Genomic DNA, 25552 nt, shown 5'->3' with positions numbered 1-25552 from the left:
AGTCATGAAACCGTCATGCTGTTGAGGCAGGACGATTTCACGAAACATCAGGGCAACTCAGCGCCGCAGGTCCAGCGTGAACGGGAATTCACGGCTGCCCGGCACGCCCACGGTGGCTTCGGGCACATGCAGCGTGCCCGGGGTGTGACCCATGCGGAAGAAGCGCGACAGACGGCGGCTTTCGGCCTCATAGGCATTCACCGGGAAGGTCACGTAATTGCGACCGCCCGGGTGGGCCACGTGGTACTGGCAGCCTCCCACCGAGCGCTTCATCCAGCTGTCGACGATGTCGAACACCAGGGGCGCATGCACGCCGATGCTGGGGTGCAGGGCCGAGGGCGGGTTCCAGGCCTTGTAACGCACGCTGGCGACGAACTCGCCTTCGACGCCGGTGGGCTGCAGCGGCAACGGCCGGCCGTTGACCGTGACCACGTGGCGGGCATCGTTGAAGCCGCTCACATGCACCTCGATGCGCTCCAGCGACGAGTCGACGTAACGCACCGTGCCGCCGGCCGAGCCTTCCTCGCCCATCACATGCCAGGGTTCCAGTGCGTTGCGCAGGGTCAGCTCGATGCCCATGGACTGCACGCTGCCCACCAGCGGGAAGCGGAACTCGAAGTGCGGGGCAAACCAGGCGTCATCGAAGGCATAGCCGGCCTGGCGCATCTCGGCCATCACGTCGTTGAAGTCTTGCCGCACAAAGGTGGGCAGCAGCCAGCGGTCATGCAGCTGGGTGCCCCAGCGGGTGACCGGGGCCTTGTAGGGCTGCTTCCAGAAGCGGGCGATCAGGGCACGCAGCAACAGTTGCTGGGCGATGCTCATGCGGGCATGCGGCGGCATCTCGAAGGCCCGCAGTTCCAGCAGGCCCAGGCGGCCGGTGCTGCTGTCGGGCGAGTACATCTTGTCGATGCAGAACTCGCTGCGGTGGGTGTTGCCGGTGACGTCGACCAGGATGTTGCGCAGCGTGCGGTCCACCAGCCAGGGCGGCATGTCCTGGCCGTAGAGCTCGCGGTTGCGCTCGATTTCGCGCAGCGCGATCTCGAGTTCGTAGAGCTGGTCGTTGCGGGCTTCGTCCACGCGCGGGGCCTGGCTGGTCGGGCCGATGAACATGCCCGAGAACAGATAGCTCAGCGAGGGGTGGTTGTGCCAGTACAGGATCAGGCTGGCCAGCAGTTCGGGCTTGCGCAGGAACGGGCTGTCGGCCGGGGTGGCGCCGCCGAGCACAAAGTGGTTGCCGCCGCCGGTGCCGGTGTGCCGGCCGTCGGTCATGAACTTCTCGGCCGTCAGGCGCGATTCGAAGGCCGCCTGGTACAGGAACTCGGTGTGCTGCACCAACTGCTTCCAGTTGTGCGCCGGGTGGATGTTGACCTCGATCACGCCCGGGTCCGGGGTGACCTGCAGCAGCTTCAGACGGGGGTCGCGTGGCGGCGGGTAGCCTTCCAGCACGATCTGCACGCCAAGTTCCTCGGCCGTGGCCTCGATGGCGGCCAGCAGGTCCAGGTAGTCTTCCAGGCGCGACAGCGGGGGCATGAAGACGTACAGCAGGCTGGATTTGACGCTGGCGGCTTCCACCTTGGGGCCGTTGGCGCGTGCCGGGTTGCGGGCTTCGACGCACAGCGCGGTGCGGGTGATCCAGTGGGCCGAGGTGCCGCGGGCAGGCGCCATCTCCCAACGGCCCGGTTGGGGCTGGCCGGTGCGGGTGGCGGCTTCGGCATCGCCGACACCAGCAGCCTCACCTTGGCCGGACCCGAGGCCCTGGGCGCGGCGTTGGGCTTCGCCCGGGCTGGCCGTGCCAGCCAGATAGGGCACGCCGCGCAGGTCGGTGCTGCCGCCGGCGTAGCGGCTGTGCAGGGCCTGGGCGGCCGGCAGGGCCGAGCGTGGGGCCATCGGGTCGGTCTCGACCATGTAGGGGTACTCGGCGCTGCTGACCCAGGGCAGCGAGTCCAGGGGCAGGCGGTAGCCCATGGGCGAGTCGCCCGGGATCAGGTACATGCGTTCGTCGCGGAAGAACCAGGGCCCGGTCTGCCAGCGTGGGCCGACCATGGCCGGGTTGTCGGCGTCGGGGTTCACATCCAGCGGCAGCACATAGCCCACCACCGAGTCGAGCTTCTGGTCGAACACGCGGCGCAGGCGCACGCGCTCCATCTCGTCGTCGAGCTTGGAGTTGAAGGGGTCGACGTTGACCGGCAGGCGGCGCTCGCGCCACAGGTAGTACCAGGTGTCTTCGTAGCCTGCTTCGATGTACTTGTCGGTCATGCCCAGTTTGCCGGCCAGGGTGCTGGTGAAGCGCTGGGCGTCGGCGGCGGTGTAGTGGGCGGTGACACGTTCGTCGGCGAACAGGGCCGGGTTGTTCCAGACCGGCTGGCCGTCGGCGCGCCAGCAGATCGACAGGGCCCAGCGCGGCAACTGCTCGCCCGGGTACCACTTGCCCTGGCCGAAGTGCAGAAAGCCGCCCTGGCCATATTCGTCACGCAGCTTGTGCACCAGCTCGGTGGCGTAGGCGCGCTTGGTGGGGCCCAGGGCGTCGGTGTTCCATTCGGCGCCTTCGCGGTCGTCGGTGGCCACATAGGTTGGCTCACCACCCTGGGTCAGGCGCACGTCGCCGGCCACCAGCTCGGCATCCACCGCTTCGCCCAGGGCCAGCACGCGGGCCCATTGCTCGTCGGTGTAGGGCATGGTGACGCGCGGCGATTCGTAGATGCGCGTGACTTCCATGTGGTGGCTGAATTCGACCTCGCACTTGTCCACCGCCCCTTCAACCGGCGCCGCCCCCGAGGGCTGCGGCGTGCAGGCCAGTGGAATGTGGCCTTCACCGGCCAGCAGGCCCGAGGTGGGGTCCAGGCCGATCCAGCCCGCGCCGGGCAGGTAGACCTCGCACCAGGCGTGCAGGTCGGTGAAGTCCACCTCGGTGCCGCTGGGGCCGTCCAGGGCCTTGACGTCGGGCTTGAGCTGGATCAGGTAGCCCGACACGAAGCGCGCTGCCAGGCCGCAGTGGCGCAGCAACTGCACCAGCAGCCAGCCCGAGTCACGGCACGAGCCCGAGGCATTGCCCAGGGTTTCTTCGGGCGTCTGAACGCCGGGTTCCATGCGGATCAGGTAGCGGATGTCGTTTTGCAGCTTCTGGTTCAGCCGCACCAGGAAATCGATGGTGCGGCACTCGCTGCGGTCGATCTCGGCCAGGTACTTTTTCAGCAGTGGGGTGGCGGGCTCGGTCGCAAGGTAGGGCGCCAGCTCCTGCTTGACCAGTTCTTCGTACTGGAACGGGAAGTTCTCCGCCGCGGGCTCCAGGAAGAAGTCGAAGGGGTTGTACACCGCCATCTCGACCACCAGGTCGACCGTGACCTTGAACTCGGTGGTGGGGTTGGGGAAGACCAGGCGGGCCTGGTAGTTGGCAAACGGGTCTTGTTGCCAATTGATGAAGTGGTTTTCGGGTTCGATGCGCAGCGAATAGGAAATGACCTTGCTGCGGCAGTGCGGTGCCGGGCGCAGCCGGACCACCTGGGGGCCCAGGTTGACGGGCCGGTCATAGCGGTAGTGGGTGACGTGGTTCAGTGCAGCGTGGATCGACATTCGTCTTGTCTCTCTGGCAAATGTGCCGGGAAACGGCCGCCTCGGGTTGGCGGCCTCAAGGATCATCCTAGCAAGAGCCGCGCCACTGTGTGTGTCAATTCGGGGGTGTTGGCCCACTTCTTTTGATCTGATGCACTCCTGTCGCCCCAGTTTCCGAGGCGGGCAGGATCAGCGGCCGGACTGAGCGTGCCGAGGGGGCGGCAAATGCGCAGCCGCCACGGGTGGGCAGGTTCGGCCGGCGCAGGGTGTGCCTAGGATGCCTCATGAGCTGGATGTCTCGGCATGAGTCTGCGTCGCTGCGCCTGGGGCGTGAGGCTGGCGCCCGCTGGCGCCTGCCCTGGCGTGGCTGGGGGGCTCTGGGGCTGGGGGTGCTGGGCGGCACCCTGCTGCAGGTCCGGCAAGCCTGGCTGATGCCATCCGTTCTATACGGCGCGGTGCTGTGCTTCGGGTTGGCTGCGTTGGCGGGTGTGGTCCTGATGCAACGACGTGCTGGCTGGGTCTGGCTGGCGCTGGTGGGAGCTCTGGCGGGCGCCGTGGCCTGGGGTGGTGCGGGGCTGCGGGCGGCCCTGTTGTTGCAGCAGGCACTGGCGCCCGAACTGGAAGGGCGCGACCTGGTGCTCGTGGGGCGGGTGGCCAGCCTGCCGCAGTCAGGGGATTGGGGGTGGCGCTTTGTCCTTCAGGTGGAATCGGCCACCCTGCTGGGCCGGCCGGTGGCCGTGCCGGCCGATTTGCTGCTGGGCTGGAACCCGCTGCAACACCCGGCCAGCCTTCGGGGTGATGACGACGCGGATGGCGAGCGTGATCTGGTCGATGGGCTGGCCGCGGCGGGCGCGGATGTCAATGCGCCAGCCGCAGGGTCTGAGGCGCCCGTGCCAGGCCAGCGATGGCGGTTCACCGTGCGCCTCAAGCGTGTGCATGGCGCTCGCAACCCTGGGGGTTTTGACTACGAACTCTGGCTCTGGGAGCAGGGCATCCTGGCCACGGGCTGGGTGCGAGCCCGCTCGATGGCGCAGGCGCCTCGCCTGCTGGCGAGCACCGCAGCCTACCCGATCGAGCGTCTGCGCCATCGGGTGCGTGAGTCCATTCTCTTGACCCTGGGCGCTGCTGCCGGCCCCGGGGTCGGGGTGGTGGTGGCCTTGGTCACCGGGGATCAGCGTTCCATCCGCCGCGAAGACTGGTTGCTGTTCCGGCAGACCGGCGTGGCGCACCTGATGAGCATCTCGGGGCTGCACATCACCCTGCTGGCCTGGTTGTCGGCGCGGGGCTTGGGCTGGCTCTGGCGTCAGACGGCGCGTTGGCCGGGGCCCTGGGGGCGGGCTTGTCTGTGGTGCCCGGCACCGGTCCTGGGCCGTTGGGCTGGGGTGTTGGTGGCCCTGGGCTATTCGGTGTTTTGTGGCTGGGGCATTCCGGCCCAGCGCACCGTGGGCATGCTGGTGCTGGTCTGTGCCCTGCAGTGGGGCGGGCGGCGCTGGCCCTGGCCCAGCCTGTGGTCGATGATTGTGGCCGTGGTCTTGCTGTGGGACCCCTGGGCTTGTCTGCAACCGGGCTTCTGGCTCAGCTTTGTGGCGGTGGGCATTCTGTTCGCCACGGATGTGGGGCGAGCCGCAAGCCCGGTGGCGCCGGCCGTGGCGCTGCCTCGAAAGGCGCTTGGCCTGGGGCTGGGTCTGTTGCGCGAGCAGGGGGTGTTGGGCCTGGCCCTGGCCCCGCTGAGCCTGTTGCTCTTCGGCCAGGTGTCGGTGGTGGGCCTGGTGGCCAATCTGGTGGCCGTGCCCTGGGTGACGGTGGTGGTCACGCCACTGGCGCTGCTGGGCTGCGTGTTGCCGCCGCTGTGGGGGCTGGCTCAGCAGGCATTGCAACTGTTGTTGTGGGGCCTGCAGTGGATGGCGCAATGGCCGGGGGCTACCTGGTCGACGGCCGTTGCACCGGTCTGGGCGGTTTTTTCAGGGGGGCTGGGCGGCGTGCTGTGCGTCGGCCCCTGGCCTGTGGCCTGGCGCTGCCTGGGCTTGCCCTTGCTGGTGCCGGTGCTGCTGTGGCAGGTGCCCGGGCCTGCGCCAGGGCGCTTTGAGTTGCTGGCCGTGGACGTGGGGCAGGGCACGGCCGTGTGGCTGCGCACGGCCACGAGGCAGCTGTTGTATGACGCCGGGCCCCGGTATTCACCCGGCAGTGATGCCGGCGAGCGGGTGTTGGTGCCCTTGCTGCGGGCACAAGGCGCCAGCTTGAACGCCCTGGTGCTGAGCCACCGGGACACCGATCACACCGGCGGGGCGTCTGCGGTGTTGCAGGCCTACCCCCAGGCCAGCCTGCGTGCCTCATGGCAAGGGTTGGAGGCATGGGCGGGACATGCTGCCCGACCTTGTGTGGCCGGTGAGCGATGGGTCTGGGACGGCGTGCACTTCGAGGTGCTGCATCCCGCTGCGGCGGATGTCGTGTCCGGGGCGCGCAGCAACGCACTCAGCTGTGTGCTGCGCGTCGAGGATGCGCTGGGGCACACCGCTTTGCTGACGGGTGACATCGAGCGGGATCAGGAGCGGGCCTTGCTGGCGCGCCATGCGGCCCTGCGGGCCAACTTCCTGTTGGTGCCGCACCATGGGAGCACCACCTCGTCAAGCGAGGAATTCCTGCGGGCCGTGCAGCCGTCGGTGGCGGTGGTGCAGGCCGGGTACCGCAACCGCTTCGGCCACCCGGCCGAGCGGGTGATGGCCCGCTATGCCGCACTGGACATCGCCTGGGTGTCCACGCCGGAGTGTGGCGCGGTGCATTGGTCCAGCGCCGAGCCAGCCCGCTGGGCCTGCCAGCGCAGCCTGGACCGCCGCTACTGGCATTGGCCGCTGTTACCTTGATGCGAAAAATTTGCCATTTGGATCGGTGCCGTGCACAAAACAAGTGCAGATTGGGCCCGGAAATTGCTATGCTGAAAGCAGGAGATGGTCCATGCTGAAATTTGACGAGATGTACACCCGTTTGCCCATCGCGGGCAGCCCCGTGCGAACCCACTACGAGGCGTATGAGCGTTGGCTGGCACGACAGCCGGCCGAGATGATGAAAGCCCGGCGTGAAGAAGCAGAGATGATCTTCCGCCGCGTCGGCATCACCTTTGCGGTCTATGGCGCCAAGGATGAGGACGGTGCGGGCACCGAGCGCCTGATCCCCTTCGACCTGATTCCGCGCATCATCCCGGCGCACGAATGGCAGTCGATGGAAAAAGGTCTGGTCCAGCGGGTCACCGCCCTGAACCGCTTCATCCATGACGTCTACCACGATCAGGACATCATCCGTGCCGGCGTCATTCCGGCCGAGCAGATCCTGAACAACGCCCAGTTCCGCAGCGTGATGATGGGTGTCGATGTGCCCAACAACATCTACTCGCAGATCTCGGGCATCGACATCGTCCGGGCCCCCAATGCCAATGGCGACGGCGAGTACTACGTGCTCGAAGACAATCTGCGCGTGCCCAGCGGCGTGAGCTACATGCTCGAAGACCGCAAGATGATGATGCGGCTGTTCCCCGACCTGTTCAGCCAGCACCGCGTGGCCCCGGTGGCGCATTACCCCGATCTGTTGCTGGAAACCCTGCGTGCCTCGGCCCCACCGGCCACGGCCGAGCCCACGGTGGTGGTGCTCACGCCCGGCATGTACAACAGCGCCTATTTCGAGCATGCCTTCCTGGCCCAGCAGATGGGTGTGGAGCTGGTCGAAGGCCAGGACCTGCTGGTGAAGGATGACTTCGTGTGGATGCGCACCACCCGCGGCCTCAAGCGGGTGGATGTGATCTACCGCCGGGTGGACGACGATTTCCTCGACCCGCAGGTGTTCCGCCCCACGTCCACGCTGGGCTGCGCCGGGCTCATGAATGCCTACCGTGCCGGCAACGTGGCAATCTGCAATGCCGTGGGCACTGGCGTGGCCGACGACAAGTCGATCTACCCCTACGTGCCCAAGATGATCGAGTTCTACCTTGGCGAAAAGCCGATCCTGAACAACGTGCCCACCTACATGTGCCGCAACAAGGACGAGCTGCAGTACACCCTGGACAACCTCAAGGACCTGGTGGTCAAGGAGGTGCACGGTGCGGGGGGCTACGGCATGCTGGTCGGCCCGGCCGCAACCAAGGCCGAGATCGAAGAGTTCCGCGCCGCGGTGCTGGCCAACCCCAGTGGCTACATCGCCCAGCCCACGCTCAGCCTGTCGAGCTGCCCGACCTTCGTTGAGTCCGGCATCGCACCGCGCCACATTGACCTGCGCCCCTTTGTGCTGTCGGGCAAGACGGTGCAGATGGTGCCCGGCGGCCTGACCCGCGTGGCCCTGAAGGAAGGCTCTCTGGTCGTCAACTCGTCGCAAGGCGGTGGCACCAAGGACACCTGGATTCTGGAAGTTTGAGAGGGGATACTGAATGCTGTCGAGAACCGCTGATCATTTGTTCTGGATGTCCAGGTACACCGAGCGGGCTGAGAACACGGCCCGCATGCTGGATGTTAATTACCAGACCTCCCTGTTGCCCCAGTCGGCCGCCGTGGCCCAGGTGGGCTGGCAGGGACTGCTGTCCATCAGCGAGTTGCTGCCGTCCTACCAGGCCTTGTATGGCGAGGTGACGCCTGCACGCGTGCTGGAGTTCATGGTCAAGGACGAGGACAACCCGTCGTCCATCATGTCCTGCCTGCGTGCGGCGCGTGAGAACGCCCGTGCGGTGCGCGGCTCGCTCACCACCGAGGCCTGGGAAATCCAGAACCAGACCTGGCTGGAAGTGAACCGCATGCTGCGTCAGGGCGATTTCGAGCGCGACCCCGGCCAGTTCTTCGAGTGGGTGAAGTTCCGTTCGCACCTGTCGCGTGGCGTCACCGTGGGCACCATGCTGATGGACGAGGCGCTGCATTTCATGCGCCTGGGCACCTTCCTGGAGCGGGCCGACAACACGGCCCGCCTGGTCGATGTGAAGTTCCATGCCGTGCAGAGCGACTTCTTCGGGGCCGCCAGCGAGAAGGATCAGGAGTACGACTTCTACCACTGGAGCGCGATCCTGCGCAGCGTGTCGGCCTTCGAGATCTATCGCAAGGTGTACCGCGACGTGATCAAGCCCGAGCGCGTGGCCGAGTTGCTGATCCTGCGCGCCGACATGCCGCGCTCGCTGCATGCCAGCCTCAATGAGGTGGTGCAGAACCTGGAGATGGTGTCCAACGACCAGTCGGACGAGACGCGGCGGCGCGCCGGCAAGCTGCGTGCCGATCTGCAATATGCCCGCATCGACGAGATCCTGGCCACCGGGCTGCATGCCTTCCTGACCCAGTTCCTGGACCGGGTCAATGAGCTGGGGGCGCGCATCAGCCGCGACTTCCTGATCCCGGCGGCGGCCTGATGGCGGGCGAGCCCTGCGGGGCTCCGTCGTGAGGCCCTGGTCCGGCAAGGCGCTGGGCCGGTCTCTCATGGCTGCGTTGGCCGGGGTTTGAGGCGCTTATGCCGTTCTTGACATGGGAGGTTCGTGGGTGAGACTGTTGAAGCCCTTGATAGGCTGGCTGGGGCGTTTGAGCGTCGGGCGCAAGCTCACCCTGATCTACCTGCTGGACCTGACGGCGGTGATCTATGTCTCCGGCATCCTGATCCACGAAAAATACCTCGCCATCGATTTCGCCCGCAAGGAGATCGTGGGCACCCGTTACAGCGCGGTGGTGCGCGATCTGCTGCTGCCGCCTTTCCGTGATGCGGCCCCTGGCAGCGCGGGCTCGGCCGGCGTGCCCGTCGAAGCGTGGCAGGCCCGGCTGCTGGCGTTTGACGCATTGCGTTTGCAGCACGACGAATCGCTGGGGTCGGCAGACCTCAGTGCCGCCTGGCTGAAGGCCCTCGCAGCGGCTCAGGCCCAGCCCGAGTCGCGCAAGCTGCTGGGTACCGTGGCCCGGCAGGGGCGTGAGCTGCTCACCATGGTGGGCAACCAGTCCAACCTCATCCTCGACCCCGACCTGGACAGCTACTACGCCATGTCCTTGGGGGTGTTGCGTTTCCCTGAGTTGCTCGAGGTGCTGCACGACACGGCCCAGGCCCTGGATGGGGTCTCGGAGCAGGCCCTGCGCTCGGGCCGGCGGCGCACCGAGCTGCTGATCCTGGCCGGGCGGCTCGATGCCGTCTCGCTGGGCATCGCCGCAGACTACCAACAGGCACTGGCGGCGGGCCAGCTTCCGCTGCAACAGGCGCTGGGTGATTCGCCCATGCAGCTGCAGCAGCAGTTGCAGGCGCTGCTGTCGGTGGTGCGCGCGCTGTCCGACGACAGCGGCCCGCCACCGCCCGATCTGGCGGCCTTCCGCGATGGCTATGGCCAGACCCTGTTGCGACTGGACCAGGCCTGGACCCAGGTGCTGGGCGCGCTGGACGGCATGCTTCACAAGCGGGTCGATGCCTTGTTCCTGCGCATGTGGCTGCACCTGGGCACGGCCTTGCTGCTGCTGGGGTGCATCCTGAGCCTGGTCTATACCGTGGCGCGTCTGATCTCCCATCCCCTGCGTCAACTGGCCGAGGTGGCCGACGAGGTGAGCCGCACCGGCGACCACAGCCGCCGTGCGCTCTGGCACAGCCGCGATGAGATCGGGCAGTTGGTGACCGCCTTCAACGACATGCTGGCCCAGCTGGACCGCGAGCGGCTGACGCAGCAAGAGCTGGCCGCCAGCGCCCGTGCGGCCCAGACCCAGCAGGACATGGTGGAGGCGATTCCGATCGCCATGGTGGTGACCTCGGTACCACGGCACCAGGTGCTGCATGCCAATGCACCGGCCCAGCCCTGGCTGGCCGGGCGCATCGACGACCCCTGGGCCACCGGGCTGGAGCCGGGCGTGCGGGCCCGCTTCTTCCAGCGCCTGGCCGACCAGGGCGCGGTGGACGAGTTCGAGGTGCGTTGGCTGGGCGGTGAGACACCCTCATGGGCCGTGCTGTCGGCACGGCGCCTGCAGTTCCAGGGGCAGGATGCGGTGCTCACGGCCTTCACCCCGATCAACATGCTCAAGCTCATGGAGCAGCGCCTGGAGCTGTGGGCCAAGGTGTTCGAGGCCTCGTCCGAGAGCATCATCATCATGGATGATCGTCAGCGCATCCTGAGCGTCAACAAGGCCTTCTGCCGCAGCACCTATTACGACTACTACGAGGTGATCGGGGAGCAGCTCAGCCAGTTGATCCTGCCCGGCGAGGTGGACCACTGGCCCGCCAGCCTGCCGGCCTTGCTCGGGGACCGCGATGCCTGGCAGGGCGAGGTGCATTTCCGCCGGCGCTCGGGTGAGAGCTACCCCGCCTGGCTGATGATTTCCGCGGTGCGGGATGCCTCGCGCCAGGGCGATGTGTCGCACTACATCGGCATTTCGGTCGACATCACCGACCGCAAGCGCACCGAGGCCCGGGTTCAGTTCCTGGCCGAGCACGATGTGCTCACCGAGCTGCCCAACCGCTCCTTGTGCATCACCCGCCTGGGCGAGGCCCTGAGTGCGGCGCAGCAGTCGGGCGGGCGGGTGGCCGTGCTGTTCATCGACCTGGATCGGTTCAAGAACATCAACGATTCGCTGGGCCATCACATCGGCGACGGCCTGCTGCGCTCGGTGGCCCACCGCCTGACCCAGGCCGTGCGGGGCGGTGACACGGTGAGCCGGCTGGGCGGGGACGAGTTCGTGGTCATCATGCGTGGCGTGACCGATGGGGACGAGGTGCGCTCCGTGGTCGAGCGCCGCTTGATCCCGTTGATCCGTCAGGCCCATCCGGTCGAGGGGCACAGCCTGCAGGTGTCGTGCAGCGTGGGCATGGCCATCTACCCCGACGACAGCACCGATCTGGACGAGTTGATGCGCCAGGCCGATGCGGCCATGTACGAGGCCAAATCTTCAGGTCGCGACACGGCGCGCTTCTTCAGCCCCGAGATCGACCAGAGCACCCGGGAGCGCCAGGAGATCGAACAGTACCTGCGTCAGGCGCTGGCCCACGAGGAACTCTCGGTGCACTACCAGCCACGGGTGGATGCCAACACCCTGGCCGTGGTGGGCCTGGAGGCGCTGCTGCGCTGGCAGCACCCGGTGTTGGGTTCGGTGTCGCCGGCGCGCTTCATCCCTGTGGCCGAGGAGACCGGCCTGATCCATCCGATCGGGCAGTGGGTGATCCAGCAGGCCTGTGAGCAGATCGCCCGCTGGACCGATGAAGGGTTGCCGCCGCTGGTGGTGTCGGTCAATCTGTCGGCCGCCCAGCTCACGGACGAGGGACTGGTCTCGCACCTGCAGAGCTGCCTGCGGGCCAACCGGGTGGACCCGGCCCGGCTGGAGCTGGAGCTGACCGAGTCGCAACTGATGGAGCACGCGGCGATTTCGGGCCGCCTGCTGCAGAACCTCAAGGCCCTGGGGGTGTTGTTGTCGATCGATGATTTCGGCACCGGCTATTCCAGCCTGGCCTACCTGAAGCAGTTCCCGATCGACAAGCTCAAGATCGATCAGTCCTTTGTGCGCGATCTGCTGACCGACCCTGCCGATCTCTCCATCGTCCGCGCCATCATCGCCCTGGGCCACAGCCTGAGCCTGGTGGTGGTGGCGGAGGGGGTGGAAACCGGCGAGGCCAGTGAACTGCTCAAGGCCCTGGGTTGCGACGAATTGCAGGGCTATCACTTTGCCCGGCCCATGCCCCCGGCCCAGTTTCCGGTGTGGCTGGCCGACCGCCCGGTGCCGCAGGAGCGGCGCCGTCTTCAGCCCTTGGGCTGAAGGGGGGCGGCGCGAGGGCGGGGCGCTTCGCTGGTCATCAGCATTGGCAATTCGGTTTTCAGGAAATCGACCAGTGCCCGGGCCGCGGGGGCCAGGCCGCGCCGGCTCGGGAACAGCACCACCAGATGACCGGCCATGGGTCGCCAACCCGGCAGCACACTGACCAACTGTCCACTGGCGAGGTCCTGGGCGCACAGGTAGCTGGGCAGTCCGCACAGGCCGAGATCGCTGCGCGCCGCCTGGCGCAGCACGCCCAGGTTGTCGCTTTGCAACCGGACCGGCATGGGCAGGGTGTGGACCACGCCTTGATCGTCGATCAGGCGCAGTTCGGTGTCGCCTTCATCATTGGGGGTGTAGAGCAGCAGATCGGCCTGCTCCAGATCGCCCAGGCTTGTCAGGGGGCCGATCTTGGCCAGATAGGCGGGGCTGCACACCAGGCTCCAGGGCACGGTGCAGACACAGGCCTGCACCAGGCTGGAGGTGTCCAGCCGCAGCGCCGTGCCCACGCCGCGCACCACCACGTCCACCTGCTCGGCGATCAGGTCCACGCTGCGGTTGGTGGCCTGGACCACCACCTGGACATCGGGAAAACATTGCAGAAAACGCGGCAGCAAGGTGCCTGCGATCATTTCTGACAAGCCCACCGGCAGGCTCAGCCGCACCTTGCCCATGGGGCGGGTGCTGCGTTGCTGCACGGCGGCAATCCCGGCCTCGGCCTCTTTCAACATCACCTGGCAATGGGCATAGAGGGCCTGACCGGCATCGGTGAGGCTGAGCCTGCGCGAGCTGCGCTGCAGCAAGCGTGTGCCCAGGCGCGCCTCCAGCAGGGTGACCCGGCGCGACAGGCGCGACTTGGGAATGCCCAGGGCTTCTCCGGCAGAGGTGAAACCTTTGCGCTCCACGACCTGTAAAAAAAGCAACAAATCGTTCCACTCGACACTCATATCGATCATATATGACAGATTTGTTCTATTGTTCCAATGAAAAGGATGATTTTTGAAGATCGTTCTATATGTGGAACTTTACGTTATCAGGCCGGGCCTTTTTCTATGGCCTGAAATCTTTCACAGTCCAGCCCTGTTCATTCAACCTCACAGGAAAACAGCATGGATCGACGACATTTTCTTGGCACGGGCTCAGTCAGCGCCGTCGCCTTGGCCCCCCTGGCTGCTGGCATGGCCGCTGCCGCTCTGCCTGCAACGGCTGCCACCACCTCCTCCAGCAAAGAAAGCAACGCCATGTCCAACGCCCAGAATGCCTACCTGAACCTGCTCAGCCGCGAGAACACCGTGCTGCTGCTGACCGACCACCAGGTGGGCCTGTACACCGGCGTGCGCGACATCACTGTGGGGGACCTCAAGCACAACGTGGTGGCCCTGGCCAAGGCGGCCCGCATCCTGGGCGTGCCGGTGGTGCTCACCGCCACCATGACCGACGGCATGTGGGGCCCGGTGATCCCTGAACTGCTGGCCGCCGTGCCCGATGTGCAACCCATCGTCCGCTCCAAGATCAACGCCTGGGAAGACCCCCGCGTGGTGGCGGCTGTCGCCAAGACCGGTCGCAAGCAGCTGGTGGTGGCCGGCGTGTCGTTCGAGATCTGTGCCACCTACCCGGCACTGTCGGCCAAGGCGGCCGGCTACGACGCCCGTGTGGTGCTCGATGCCTCGGGCACCTTCTCCGAAGCCAAGCGCACGGCCGGTCTGGCCCGTCTGGCCGGCGCTGGCATCCCGGTGATGGACTACGCCAGCGTGGCGGTCGAGATGCTGGGTGACAACAACGATCCCAAGGCCCATGACGTCTATGGCGCGCTCGACATGCCGTTTGCCACCCTGGTGTGGCAGGTGACCAGCTCGGCCGCCAAGAAGTAAGCCAACCCGCCCACGAAGAGGCCGAAGCCCGCACGCAGCGGGCTTCGGCTCGACAGGACCCCGGTCCAGGACCCCGATATGCAAGCCTCTCCCAGAATCGCCATCGTCACCGGTGGCTCGCGTGGCATCGGCGCGGCCGTTGCCGTCAAGCTGGCCTCCCAAGGCCTGGCCGTGGCCATCATCTACCAGCACAACGCCCAGGCCGCCGAACAGGTGCTGGAGCGCATCCGTGGCGCCGGCGGCGTCGCCGAGGCCTATGCGGCCGATGTCAGTGACGAAGCCAGCGTGAAGGCCGCCATGACCCGCATCGTGGAGCGCTTCGGCCAGGTCGATGCGCTGGTCAACTGTGCCGGCATGCTGGAGATGCGCACCCTGGCCGAGATGGACGCCGCCAGCGTGGCGCGGGCCTTCAACGTCAACTTCAACAGCGTGATCTACATGGTGCAGAACGCCTTGCCGCATTTCCCCCTGCGCGGCGGCCGGATCGTGAACTTCTCCACCAACCTCATTTACCAGCCCCGGCTCGGATCGGGTCTGTATGCGGCCAGCAAAGCGGCCGTGTCGGTGCTGACCAACGCCCTGGCCAAGGAGCTGGGCCCGCGTGGCATCACCGTCAATGCGGTGGCGCCTTCGATGACGCGCACCGACATGACGGCCGCCACGCCGCCGGCACGCCGCGAAGCGGTGATGGCCGCCACCCCGCTGGGCCGCATCGGCGAGCCCGAAGATGTGGCCGACGTGGTGGCCTTTCTGGCCTCCGACGAATCCCGCTGGGTGACCGGGCGCACCTTGCTGACGGACGGTGGCCTCACCGACGCCCTGTGATGCAGCCCGGCGATGCCGCCCAGCCCTGGGTCATCACTGTGACCCTGCGGATCAAGCCCGGCTGCCGGGACGACCTGCTGCGCGAGCTGCTGGCCTTGCGCCAACTGATCCTGCAAGAGGGCGTGTGCCTGGGCTTCGATGTGCTGGCCAATGCCGAGGAGCCCAACGAGTTGCTGCTGTACGAGGTCTGGCCCAGCCGCGAGTTCGTGCAGGAGGTGCAATTGAAGAAGGCTTACTACGACCCTTACTTTGAACGCATCGACCCCTGGCTGGATGGCGTGCGCCCGATCCGGCATTGGCAGGCCCTGGCGCGCCAGACCTGATGCTGCCGGGCGCTGCTGCTGCGATCTTCTGCTTTCGAATCTGACTGGAGTCCTTCATGAGTTCCTTGAGAATTTCCAAGCCCGTGGCCGGCCACGACATGCGCATCGGCTCGGGCTTCACGGCCAAGCACCTGCCTGAGGATGCGTTTCAGGGCCTGATCGACCCGGTGGTGATGGTGGACCACTTTCACATGACCTCGCCCACCTTCCAGCCCCACCCGCATGCGGGCATCTCGGCGGTCACCTACATGTTCGAGGACTCCACCTCGCCCCATGTCAACTACGACTCGATGGGCAACAATGGGCCCATCCACCCGGGTGCGCTGCACTGGTTTGCTGCCGGCCGCGGCGCGGTGCACACCGAGCAGCCCGAGGGGGCCAACCCGCACGTGCACGCGCTGCAGATCTTCGTCAACCTGCCGGCGGCCAAGAAGGGCCACGCACCTTTTGCCGTGCACCTGGAGCCCGCCGACGTGCCCGAGATCCGCTCCCCTGGGGTGCGGGTGCGGGTGGTGCTCGGCGAAAGCCAGGGTGTGGCCTCACCAGCCACCCACCAGTTGCCCGAACCCTTCACCCTGCTGGACGGCTTTGTTCAGCCGGGCGCCCGCTTCGAGCACGCTTTGCCGCGCGGTTGGGGTGGCCTGCTTTATGTGGTGTCGGGCGAACTGGCCTTGTCGGCCGGCGGCGAGCAGCGCAGCCTGAAGGCCGAGCATGGCCTGGGCCTGCAATTGCCGGCCGAGTCGGCCACCGCCCAGGAGACCTTGCAGCTGCAGGCCCAGGGCTCGACCCCCTTGCACTTTGCCTTGCTCAGCGGCCCCGCTCTGCGTGAGCCCCTGGTGAAGCAGGGCCCGTTTGTGATGAACACGGTCGAGCAGATGCAGCAGGCCATCCGCGACTTTCAGGCGGGCAAGTTCGGCCAACTGGTCATGCCCTCCTGACGACGGCCGCGCGCTCCGGGGGAGGGCGCTGTCGTCCTCAGCGTGGCAGCGCTGCCTGGATCGCCTCGCCCAGCTCGATCACCGCCATGGCGTAGTAGCTGGACCAGTTGTAGCGGGTGATCACGTAGAAATTGTCGGTGCCGGCCACATAGCTGGGCTGGGCGCCCCCGTTGTGCAGCTCGATCAAGGCCAGCTTGGTGCCCGGCGCCACTGGGCCCTCGTCGAGCACGGCCCCCTTGGCCGCAAACTGGGCGGGGCTGAAGGTGGGCAGGATGTCGGGCAGCAGCAGGGCTTCCTTGTCGAGCCGCTCCGGGTCGAAGTGCATGGCATAGCGCACCGGCAAACCGGTCTGCCAGCCGTAGCCTTTGAAGTAGTTCGCCACCGAACCGATGGCGTCTGCCGGGCTGTTGAACAGGTCGATGCGACCGTCGCCGTCAAAATCGACCGCGTAGCGGGCCCAGCTGCTGGGCATGAACTGCGGCATGCCCATGGCGCCTGCGTAACTGCCCCGCGGCTGCAGGGCATCGGTGCCACTGCGCTGGTGGTAGGCCAGAAACTGCTCCAGCTCACCGCGGAAGTACGCCTGACGCTCGGCCGCGCGCGGGTGGCCGGCGGGGAAGTCGAAAGCCAGGGTGGCCAGCGCGTCGATCACGCGGTAGTTGCCCATGTGCTGCCCGTACAGGGTCTCCACCCCCAGGATGCCCGCGATCACCGCGGCCGGCACGCCAAATTCGCGCTCGGCCCGCTCCAGGGTGTCACGGTGGCGCTGCCAGAAGGCCACACCGGCGTTGATGCGCACCGGCTCCACGAAGCGCGCCCGGTAGGCCTGCCAGTTCTTGGCGCTGGGGCTGCTGGGGGGCAGCATCAGCCTGGGCACGCCGGGCAACAGCCGGGCCTGGCCCAGGGCGTCGCGCAGCGCCACCCGGTCCAGCTGGCGCCGGTCGGCCACATCGTCGGCAAAGGCCATGGCGTCGCTGCGTTGGGCATAGGGCGTGGTGCCCACCACCGCCTCGGATTTCTTGCGGCTGGCCGAGCTGGATTGGCTGGCTTTGGTGGCTTTTGCACTGGCATGGTGCTTTTTGCCAGCCTTGGGCTCGTGGCTCGCGATGGCCAGGGTGGGGAGAAGACTGGCCATGATCAGCGTGGCCAGGGTTCGGGTCATTGCGTGCATGATCGTCATTGTCACAGCAGTCAAGCCGACCCCAAGGGGTCGTGGCCGAGCGGGGCCGCAAAAATTGCGGGCGATGACATCAAGTTGGACGGGTCGGCCAATTCAGGCGCCTCAATTGCCGTTCCAGGTCTTTCAAGGCGCTCGCCGTCGGGGGACGACCGATCGAAGCCGGTGGTGCTGGCGGTGCATACCGCAGCCGCTCCAGTTGCAACAGCCAATCGTGCAAGGGTTGGCCGGCGGGGCCCCAGCGCTCCAGGGCCAGGCGGCCCAGGGTGCGTGGCGTGGCCACGCCTGGGGTCTCCAGGCCACGGGCCCGGGCCAGGGTCTGGGCCTGGTTCAGCAGACGCAGCCAGGGGTCGTGTTGGCGGCGGTCCCACAACTGCCAGGCCCCGGCGCCCAGGGCCGAGGCGGCCAGCAAGCCGCCCAGGAGCAGCACCAGGTCTTCCCAGCTGGGGGCCTCGAAGCCCAGCTTGCGCAGCAGGTCGAGCTGTCGCCCCTGGGTGTAGTTGAGCACCCACTGGTTCCAGCGGTTGTTGGTGGCCTCCCAGAGGCCTCGCAGGCTTTGCATCAGGCCTGGGCTCATGGTCACCAGGGCGCTGGCGACCAGGCCGCGCGGCGCCACCAGGCGTTGCATGGAGCCGACGCGCCCGGGGGCAATGGCCGCCGTGGGGTCGATGCGCACCCAGCCGCGCCCGTTCAGCCAGACCTCGGCCCAGGCGTGGGCATCGCTCTGGCGCAGGGTCCAGTAGCCATCGAGCGGGTTGCGCTCGCCGCCCTGGTAGCCGGTGACCACCCGCGCCGGGATGTCCAGGGCCCGCATCAACACCACGAACGAAGACGCCACATGCTCGCAAAAGCCCGCTTTGCGATCGAACCAGAACTCGTCAGCGGTGTCGCGCCCATACAGGCCCGGTTCCAGGGTGTAGCTGTAGCCACCGGTGGCCAGGCGGTTCAGCACCTGCTGCACCAGGGCGCCATCGTCAGCACCCGCGAGTTTCGGGTCGCGGCGCATCTCGCTGGCCAGTTGCAGGGTGCGCGGGTTGTAGCCGGCGGGCAGCTCGGTCTCCTGGCGCAGCAAGGGGTCGCCGGCCGTCGGGCCATAGCTGAAGTCGGGGTAGGCCACGGCCTGGTAGCGCAGCAATTCGGTGACGGGGCGGGCCATCACCCATTGCAGCTCGGGCGTGGCATAGGCGATCTGAGGGCCCAGGCGCGGTGCCTCGACGGTGGCATCCAGCGTCAGCAGCCAGGGCCGGTTGTTGGGCTCCAGGGTCATTTCATAGGGCACCGGCGTGCCCTGGGTCTTGAGGCTGGCGGGCGGCCGACGGTAAAGCACCTGGTTCACCAGCTCCTCGGGCTGGCGCGGCTTCCATTCGCGGCCGTCGAAGCTCGAGAACACCGGCCCCCGGAAGTACAGCTGTCTTTGCTCGGGTGCTGCGCCGTTGGCATTCAGAAAGCGCACACGGAAGGCGATGGCATCGTCCAGGGCCAGCTCGGTGACGTCGCCCACGCTCATGCGCGAGGACAGGCCGCTGCGGGCCCCCTGCGCATCGGCCGGCAGGCCCCACAGGGGGGCCACCCGCGGGAACAGCACGAACAGCGCCACCATCACGGGGGCCCCCCAGGCCGTCATGCGCAGCGCCAGGCCGGCCGAGGTGGCCAGCGGCGGCCGGCCCGCCGGCAGGTTGGCGTTGATGAGGGCGGTGAGCAGGCCCAGCAGGCCCAGCAGCATGGCCAGCGCCACCAGCAGGCTTTGCGAGAAGAAGAAGTGGGTCAGCATGGTGAAGAAGCCCAGGAAGAACACCACGAAGGCGTCTCGCCGGGCCCGCATCTCCAGCGTCTTGAGTGCCAGCAGGGCCACCACCAGGGTGACCCCCGCATCGCGCCCCAACAAGGTCTTGTGGCTCCAGAAGGTGCCCGCCATGGCCAGCAGCAACAGGCCCAGCAGCCACCAGCGCGCCGGCAGCGGCCGGGCATGCCAGGCCAGCCAGCCCCGCCAGCCCAGGGCCAGGCAGGCCATCAGCAGGGTCCAGGCCGGCAGGTTGGCCGCATGAGGCAGCACCACCCAGGCCACCACGGCCAGCAAAAAGAGGGTGTCGCGGCTGTCACGCGGCAATTGGGACGTGGGGAGCGGGCGGTTCAGCACAGGGCCAGGGCCTCCAGGCATTGTTGGCGGTGGGCCGGGCCCGTGCCGAGCGGGATCTCCCGTTGGGGCAGACGCAGCCCGAAATGCAGGCCCAGGGTGTCGGCAGCCAGCACCCAGGCGCACAGCCTGGACCAGCGTGCCTCGGGCGGCAGGGCCGACAGGCTGGCGTGGTCCAGCCACAGTTCGTGCAAGGGGGCCGGCGCGCTGTCGCGGCTGACCAGGACGGCTGAGCCGGTGGCCAGAGCCGTGGCGGCCTTCTTCCAGACCACCTGGCGCATCGGGTCGCCCCGCCGGTAGGCGCGCACACCGTCGTACTCCTGGCCGCGGGTCAGGCCCGCCGCCAGGGCGGGGGCCTGGTCCCGGGCCTGGCCCGGGGGCAGCGGGGGCGCGGCCGCTTCAGGTCGCGGGTAGACCAGCACCTGCGCGGCCGGGCGCCAGATCGTCCAGACCCGGAAGGTGCCCAGGGGGAAGCGGGTCTCCGCGCTCAGCACCGGCACCCTGTGCAGGCCGCGCTGGCTTGGGCAGAAGGCCAGGTGCAGCACGCTCTGGCCCTGGGCCGGCACGTCGGTCCAGACCCAGTCGGCGCTGTCCAGCACGGCCAGACCGATGCCGTGGCGGGGCGTCTTGCGGGGGTTGTCCAGCACCACCTCCAGGGACTGTACCTGGCCACAGAAGGTCGGGGCGGGGGGCTGCAGGCGCATCGACAGGCCACTCAGGGTGGCGTGCCCCACATGCATGCCCGCCACGGCGCAGCCGGCCAGCAAAAAGGTCAGCAGATAGCCCAGGTTGAGCTGGTAGTTGATCGAGGCCAGCAGCAGCACCAGCAGGGTGGCCGCCAGCATCCAGCCCGGGCGCGTGGGCAGGATGTAGACGTTGCGCTGGCTCAGCGTCATCAGATCGCTCAGGGGCAGGCGCCCCTGCCACCAGCGCCGGAACCGGGCCCGGGCCTGGCTGGCAGGGTTGAAGCGGGCCCAGCCGCCGGGCAAGGCTGCCAGGGGGGTGTTCATGGCAGGGGCACGGCCTCCAGCAGGGCTCGCACCTGTTCGAGGGCACCCCGGCCGGATTCGCTCACCGGCACCAGGCGGTGAGCCGTGGTCTGTGGCAGCACCGCCTGCACGTCGTCCGGGGCCACGTAATCGCGCCCGCACAGCAGGGCCTGGGCTTTGGCGGCCCGCAGCAGGGCCAGGCCGGCGCGCGGTGACAGGCCCTGGATGAACCAGCGCCCGTTGCGGGTGGCGGCCAGCAGGTCCTGCACATAGTCGAGCAGGGAGGGGGCGGCGTGCACCGCCAACACCTGCTGCTGCAGCGATTGCAGCTCCGGCAGTGTCAGCAAAGGTTGCAGTTGTTCCAGCAGGTCACGACGATCCTGGCCTGCCAACAGCGCCCGTTCGGCCTCGCGCTCCGGGTAGCCGAGCGAGATGCGCATCAGAAAGCGGTCCAACTGGGATTCGGGCAGGGCGTAGGTGCCCAACTGATCGTGCGGGTTTTGCGTGGCGATCACGAAGAACGGAGCGGGCAGGGGGCGGGTCTGGCCTTCGACCGTCACCTGGCGTTCTTCCATGGCCTCGAGCAGCGCGCTCTGGGTCTTGGGGCTGGCGCGGTTGATCTCGTCGGCCAGCAGCACCTGGGCGAACACCGGGCCCGGGTGGAAGACGAAATCCTCGCGCCCGCGCTCGTAGACCGACACGCCGGTCAGGTCGCTGGGCATCAGGTCCGAGGTGAACTGCACGCGCGCAAACTGCAGGCCCAGGGTGCGGGCCAGGGCGTGGGCCAGGGTGGTCTTGCCCACCCCCGGAACGTCTTCGATCAGCAGGTGTCCACCGGCCAAAAGGCAGGCCAGGCTGTCCTGGATCTGCGCGGGTTTGCCCGCAATCACCGTGTTAAGCTGATCTTGCAGCGCCTTGAGTTTTTGCTGAGTGTGCATGGCCCGAGACGTTATCCCAAAAATATGAGAGACACGAGATCGCCTGTGAACAAAACCGGTTACTACACCCATCGTGATTGCTGGAAACACGAGATGGGCCATGATCACCCCGAATGTCCGGCCCGCCTGGACGCCATCGAGGACCGCCTTCTGATGACGGGGGTCAGCGATGCGCTGGACCGCCGCGAGGCCCCCACGGCCGCCCTGGCCGACGTCGAGCTGGCGCACGACCGCATGCACATCGCCGCCTTGCGCGGGCTGACCGATCGCCTGGTCGATGAGATCCAGGCCGGTGGCCCGCCCCATGCCCAGCTCGATCAGGACACCAGCATCAACGCCTTCACGTGGCAGGCCGCCCTGCGGTCCGCCGGTGCCGCCCTGGCGGCCACCGACGCCATCATGGCCGGCGAGCTCGAGAACGCCTTCTGTGCCGTGCGCCCGCCGGGCCACCACGCCTGCCGCGACAAGGCCATGGGCTTTTGCTTCTTCAACAACGTGGCCATTGCGGCGCGTTACGCACTGGAGCGCTACCGCCTGCAGCGGGTGGCCATCGTCGACTTTGATGTGCACCACGGCAACGGCACCGAAAACATCCTCTCGGGCGATCCGCGGGCCCTGATGGTGAGCTTCTTCCAGCACCCGTTCTACCCCTACTCGGGCGACCAGCACCCGGCCGACAACATGCTCAACATCCCCGTGCCGGCCTACACCCGGGGCATGGACCTGCGCGAGATCATCGAAATGATGTGGATCCCGCGGCTGGAGGCCTTCAAGCCCGAGATGATCTTCATCAGCGCCGGCTTCGATGCCCACCGCGAGGACGACATGGGCCAGCTGGGCCTGACCGAACAGGACTTCGCCTGGATCACCCTGCGCATCAAGGACATCGCGCGCCGCTTCTCCAAGGGCCGCATCGTGTCCTGCCTGGAGGGCGGCTACAACCCGGCCGCCCTGGCTCGCAGCGTGGAAGCCCACGTGCGGGTGCTGGCCGACATCTGAGCCCGGGGTCTGCCACATGCCTGAAGCCTCGCCACCCGACCTGCTGCTCACCCGGCGCGATGCCCGCGGTGTGCTGACCCTGACCCTGAACCAGCCGGAGCGCTTCAATGTGCTCAGCGAGGCGATGCTGATCGCCCTGCAGGCCGCGCTCGATGCGGCCGCCGCCGATGAGGGCCTGCGTGTGCTGGTGCTGGCCGCCAGCGGCCGGGCCTTCTGTGCGGGGCATGACCTCAAGGCCATGGCTGAGCCGGGTCTGGCGCAGGCTGATCACCAGGCCCTGTTCGACCGTTGCAGCCGCTTCATGATGTCTTTGCAGCGCCTGCCGGTGCCCGTGCTGGCCCGGGTGCAGGGCATGGCCACGGCGGCGGGTTGTCAGTTGGTGGCCCAGTGTGACCTGGCCGTGGCGAGCACCGAGGCCAGCTTTGCCACCAGCGGGATCCGCTATGGCCTGTTCTGTGCGACCCCCAGCGTGCCTCTGGCACGCAATGTGTCGGCCAAGAAGGCGCTGGAGATGCTGTTCACCGGTGATTTCATCGACGCCCAGGAGGCCCTGGCCCAGGGCTTGCTCAACCGGGTGGTGGCGCCTGCGGAACTGGATGCGGCCGTGGAGACTCTGGTGCAAAGCCTGCTGCACAAGCCGCGGGCGGCGCTGGCGATGGGCAAGGCCTTGTTCTACCGTCAGCGCGAAGCCGGTGTCGAGGCCGCCTACCAGCTGGCCGCCCAGACCATGGCCCTCAACATGATGGACCCTGCCGCCCAGGAGGGCGCGCAGGCTTTTGCAGAGAAACGGGCGCCCCGCTGGGTGCCTACCGGAGAGTGAAGCATTGATGGATTTGTTGGATAACCTGCAGGCCGAGTTCCAGACCTCGCGCGCCTGGATCGAATTGGCCTGCCTGGTGGGCAGCCTGGTGGTGGCCTTTGGCGTTTCTTTCTGGGCCGGGCGCCGGGCACGGGCCGCGGGGGATTCCGTCTGGTTCGGGCGCCGCACCCTGGATGGCCTGCTGTTCCCTGCGCTGGCCCTGGCCCTGGTCTACGCGGCCCGGGCCGTGGTGGCGCACCATCAGAGCGTCTTTCTGCTCAAGATCGCGATCCCGGTGCTGGTGTCGCTCGCGGTGATCCGCTTTTTTGCCCGGGTGCTGTCGGCCGCCTTTCCAGAGTCGGGGGCCATGCGCCTGGTCGAGCGGCTGTTCTCGTGGGTGGCCTGGCTGGCGGCGGTGCTCTGGATCGTCGATTTGCTGCCTTCGGTGCTCGAAGAACTGGATGCGATCCACCTCGCCTTCGGCAAGACCTCGATCAGCCTGCGCACCCTGATCGAGGGCTGCCTGAGCTCGGGCCTGGTGCTGGTGGTGGCCCTGTGGGTGTCGTCCACCCTGGAGCGCAAGGTGCTGAGCCACGCCATCAGCGACCTGTCGATGCGGCGCGTGGCCGTCAACGCCATGCGCGCCGTGCTGTTGCTCATGGGTTTGCTGTTCGCCTTGTCGGCCGTGGGGGTCGATCTGACGGCGCTGTCGGTGCTGGGCGGTGCGGTGGGCGTGGGCCTGGGTTTCGGTCTGCAAAAGCTGGCGGCCAATTACGTGAGTGGCTTTGTCATCCTGCTGGAGCGCTCGCTGCGCATCGGTGACAACGTGCGGGTCGACAGCTTCGAGGGCAAGATCACCGACATCAAGACGCGCTACACCCTGCTGCGGGCCACCAATGGGCGCGAATCCATCGTGCCCAACGAGACCATGGTGTCGCAGCGGGTCGAGAACCTGTCGGCGGCGGATCTGCGCTTCAACCTCACGACCAACGTGGTGGTGGGCTATGACAGCGATGTGAGCCAGGTGCAGCAGATCCTGTGCGACGCGGCCAAGGCGCAAGAGCGGGTGCTGGCCGACCCGGCACCCGTGGCCTACCTGGTCAACTTCGCGCCCGACGGGCTGGAGTTCAGTCTGCATTTCTGGATCAGTGATCCCGCCAGTGGGCAGGTCAACATCCGCTCCGCCGTCAACCTGGCCATGCTGGCGGGTCTGCGGGCGGCCAAGGTCGAAATTCCCTATCCGCAGCGGGTGCTGCGGGTGCAAGGCCCCGAGGCTGCCGCGTTGTTGTCGGCCACTGCTGTGGCCCCTGCAGTGTCGCCTGGGGGCTGAGCCCATTGGGGGGCCACCGGATCCATCAGGAGGTTTCTCATGAACTCAGGTCAACGCCTGCGCGAAGAACGCGAACGGCTGGGCTTCAGCCAGAACGATTTTGCCGCCCTGGTGCCCGTCACCCGCAAGACCATGTTCAATTGGGAGTCGGGCGCCGGGCACGTGGCCACGGAGGCCCTGGCGGTGTGGGCCCGCTCGGGCCTGGATGTTTTGTACGTGATCACGGGCGAGCGCCTGCCGGTGAAGCACTCGGTGCCCGGCCCGCGTCAGCAGGCCTTGCTGAGGCTGTTCGACGCCGCCGACGAATCCGGCCGCCGCGCCATTGAAGCCGCAGCCGCCCAGGCCACGGGCAGCCCGCCTCACTGACCGGGGCCCACAGGGCCCCTTTTCTGAAAGCCCCTCCAATCTGACTTGGTGATTGACGTAACGTCAATCTTCCCCTTGTATAATCCGAAAAAAGCACGGTCGTACTTTTTTGTGCTTTGTCGCGATGGGCACTCGATTTCGAGAACCATTTCAGTCAATCGACGTTGCGCCGCATAGGATCATTTGGTTTACGTGCACGTCAATTCAATCAATCAATTTGGAGCCGCAGCAATGAAGGTTTTGGTCCCCGTCAAACGCGTGGTGGACTACAACGTGAAGGTCCGGGTGAAGTCGGACAACACGGGTGTGGACATCGCCAACGTCAAGATGAGCATGAACCCCTTTGACGAGATTGCCGTCGAAGAAGCGGTGCGCCTGAAGGAAAAAGGCGTGGCCACGGAGGTGATCGCGGTGAGCTGCGGCGTGGCCCAGTGCCAGGAGACCCTGCGCACGGCCATGGCCATCGGTGCGGACCGGGCCATCCTGGTCGAAACCCCCGCCGACCTCGAACTGCAGCCCCTGGCCGTGGCCAAGCTGCTCAACGCGCTGGTGGCCAAGGAGCAACCGGGCCTGATCATCCTGGGCAAGCAA

At 67.3% G+C, this 25552-nt stretch carries 19 protein-coding genes; 13 read left to right on the top strand and 6 right to left on the bottom strand.

Annotated features, from left to right (window positions below):
• Positions 1-57: 57 nt before the first annotated feature.
• Positions 58-3570: a transglutaminase family protein gene (locus tag L880_RS0119680; RefSeq protein ID WP_027477129.1), complete on the bottom strand. Its 3513-nt coding sequence runs from the start codon at positions 3568-3570 to the stop codon at positions 58-60.
• 263 nt (positions 3571-3833) lie between these two features.
• On the opposite strand from L880_RS0119680, the gene L880_RS0119675 reads away from it, so the two are divergent.
• The 4 genes from L880_RS0119675 (at position 3834) to L880_RS0119660 (ending at position 12275) form a co-directional block, all read left to right on the top strand.
• Complete coding sequence (locus tag L880_RS0119675) at positions 3834-6410, top strand: DNA internalization-related competence protein ComEC/Rec2 (protein ID WP_027477128.1); 2577 nt, start codon at positions 3834-3836, stop codon at positions 6408-6410.
• Between the two features lie 91 nt (positions 6411-6501).
• Positions 6502-7947: a circularly permuted type 2 ATP-grasp protein gene (locus L880_RS0119670; protein WP_027477127.1), complete on the top strand. Its 1446-nt coding sequence runs from the start codon at positions 6502-6504 to the stop codon at positions 7945-7947.
• 13 nt (positions 7948-7960) lie between these two features.
• On the top strand, positions 7961-8920 hold the full coding sequence (locus tag L880_RS0119665) for an alpha-E domain-containing protein (protein WP_027477126.1): 960 nt from the start codon (positions 7961-7963) through the stop codon (positions 8918-8920).
• 112 nt (positions 8921-9032) lie between these two features.
• Complete coding sequence (locus L880_RS0119660; RefSeq protein ID WP_051443445.1) at positions 9033-12275, top strand: EAL domain-containing protein; 3243 nt, start codon at positions 9033-9035, stop codon at positions 12273-12275.
• Here the strand turns inward: L880_RS0119660 and L880_RS0119655 are convergent.
• Positions 12260-13195 (bottom strand): LysR substrate-binding domain-containing protein, encoded by a 936-nt coding sequence (locus L880_RS0119655; protein ID WP_245615260.1) that lies wholly within the window; start codon positions 13193-13195, stop codon positions 12260-12262. The genes L880_RS0119660 and L880_RS0119655 overlap by 16 nt on opposite strands.
• Before the next feature lie 186 nt (positions 13196-13381).
• Between L880_RS0119655 and L880_RS0119650 the strand changes: the two genes are divergently transcribed.
• The 4 genes from L880_RS0119650 to L880_RS0119635 all read left to right on the top strand — a co-directional run bounded on the left by L880_RS0119650 (position 13382) and on the right by L880_RS0119635 (position 16229).
• Complete coding sequence (locus L880_RS0119650; RefSeq protein ID WP_027477123.1) at positions 13382-14143, top strand: isochorismatase family protein; 762 nt, start codon at positions 13382-13384, stop codon at positions 14141-14143.
• A 78-nt stretch (positions 14144-14221) separates the two neighbouring features.
• Positions 14222-14968: an SDR family NAD(P)-dependent oxidoreductase gene (locus tag L880_RS0119645; protein WP_027477122.1), complete on the top strand. Its 747-nt coding sequence runs from the start codon at positions 14222-14224 to the stop codon at positions 14966-14968.
• Complete coding sequence (locus L880_RS32945) at positions 14968-15291, top strand: putative quinol monooxygenase (RefSeq protein ID WP_043330021.1); 324 nt, start codon at positions 14968-14970, stop codon at positions 15289-15291. Before L880_RS0119645 ends, L880_RS32945 begins: the two co-directional genes overlap by 1 nt.
• Positions 15292-15347: 56 nt before the next feature.
• Positions 15348-16229, top strand: coding sequence for a pirin family protein (locus L880_RS0119635; RefSeq protein ID WP_043330019.1), 882 nt, complete (start codon positions 15348-15350; stop codon positions 16227-16229).
• Positions 16230-16266: 37 nt separating this feature from the next.
• Here L880_RS0119635 and mltB read toward each other — a convergent pair whose 3' ends face one another.
• The 4 genes from mltB to L880_RS0119615 all read right to left on the bottom strand — a co-directional run bounded on the left by mltB (position 16267) and on the right by L880_RS0119615 (position 21467).
• The gene (mltB, locus tag L880_RS0119630) at positions 16267-17391 is read right to left on the bottom strand and encodes a lytic murein transglycosylase B (protein ID WP_027477120.1); all 1125 of its coding nucleotides are present in this window, start codon (positions 17389-17391) and stop codon (positions 16267-16269) included.
• Between the two features lie 88 nt (positions 17392-17479).
• Positions 17480-19564 (bottom strand): transglutaminase TgpA family protein, encoded by a 2085-nt coding sequence (locus L880_RS0119625; protein ID WP_051443444.1) that lies wholly within the window; start codon positions 19562-19564, stop codon positions 17480-17482.
• The gene (locus tag L880_RS0119620; protein WP_051443443.1) at positions 19537-20550 is read right to left on the bottom strand and encodes a DUF58 domain-containing protein; all 1014 of its coding nucleotides are present in this window, start codon (positions 20548-20550) and stop codon (positions 19537-19539) included. Before L880_RS0119620 ends, L880_RS0119625 begins: the two co-directional genes overlap by 28 nt.
• The gene (locus L880_RS0119615) at positions 20547-21467 is read right to left on the bottom strand and encodes an AAA family ATPase (protein ID WP_027477117.1); all 921 of its coding nucleotides are present in this window, start codon (positions 21465-21467) and stop codon (positions 20547-20549) included. The genes L880_RS0119620 and L880_RS0119615 overlap by 4 nt, the downstream gene beginning before the upstream one ends.
• Before the next feature lie 45 nt (positions 21468-21512).
• On the opposite strand from L880_RS0119615, the gene L880_RS0119610 reads away from it, so the two are divergent.
• The 5 genes from L880_RS0119610 to L880_RS0119590 all read left to right on the top strand — a co-directional run.
• Positions 21513-22466 (top strand): histone deacetylase family protein, encoded by a 954-nt coding sequence (locus L880_RS0119610; RefSeq protein ID WP_027477116.1) that lies wholly within the window; start codon positions 21513-21515, stop codon positions 22464-22466.
• 16 nt (positions 22467-22482) lie between these two features.
• The gene (locus L880_RS0119605; RefSeq protein ID WP_027477115.1) at positions 22483-23286 is read left to right on the top strand and encodes an enoyl-CoA hydratase; all 804 of its coding nucleotides are present in this window, start codon (positions 22483-22485) and stop codon (positions 23284-23286) included.
• A 7-nt stretch (positions 23287-23293) separates the two neighbouring features.
• A complete protein-coding gene (locus tag L880_RS0119600) occupies positions 23294-24595 on the top strand; it encodes a mechanosensitive ion channel family protein (protein ID WP_027477114.1) in 1302 nt (433 codons plus the stop codon).
• 39 nt (positions 24596-24634) lie between these two features.
• Complete coding sequence (locus tag L880_RS0119595) at positions 24635-24961, top strand: transcriptional regulator (protein ID WP_019574335.1); 327 nt, start codon at positions 24635-24637, stop codon at positions 24959-24961.
• A gap of 231 nt (positions 24962-25192) precedes the next feature.
• A partial coding sequence (locus L880_RS0119590) for an electron transfer flavoprotein subunit beta/FixA family protein (RefSeq protein ID WP_027477178.1) occupies positions 25193-25552 on the top strand: 360 nt, incomplete at its 3' end.

Origin of the sequence: Curvibacter gracilis ATCC BAA-807 (assembly GCF_000518645.1) — a bacterium.
GTDB lineage: Bacteria > Pseudomonadota > Gammaproteobacteria > Burkholderiales > Burkholderiaceae_C > Curvibacter > Curvibacter gracilis.
This window is presented reverse-complemented; position numbering and strand designations above follow the sequence as displayed.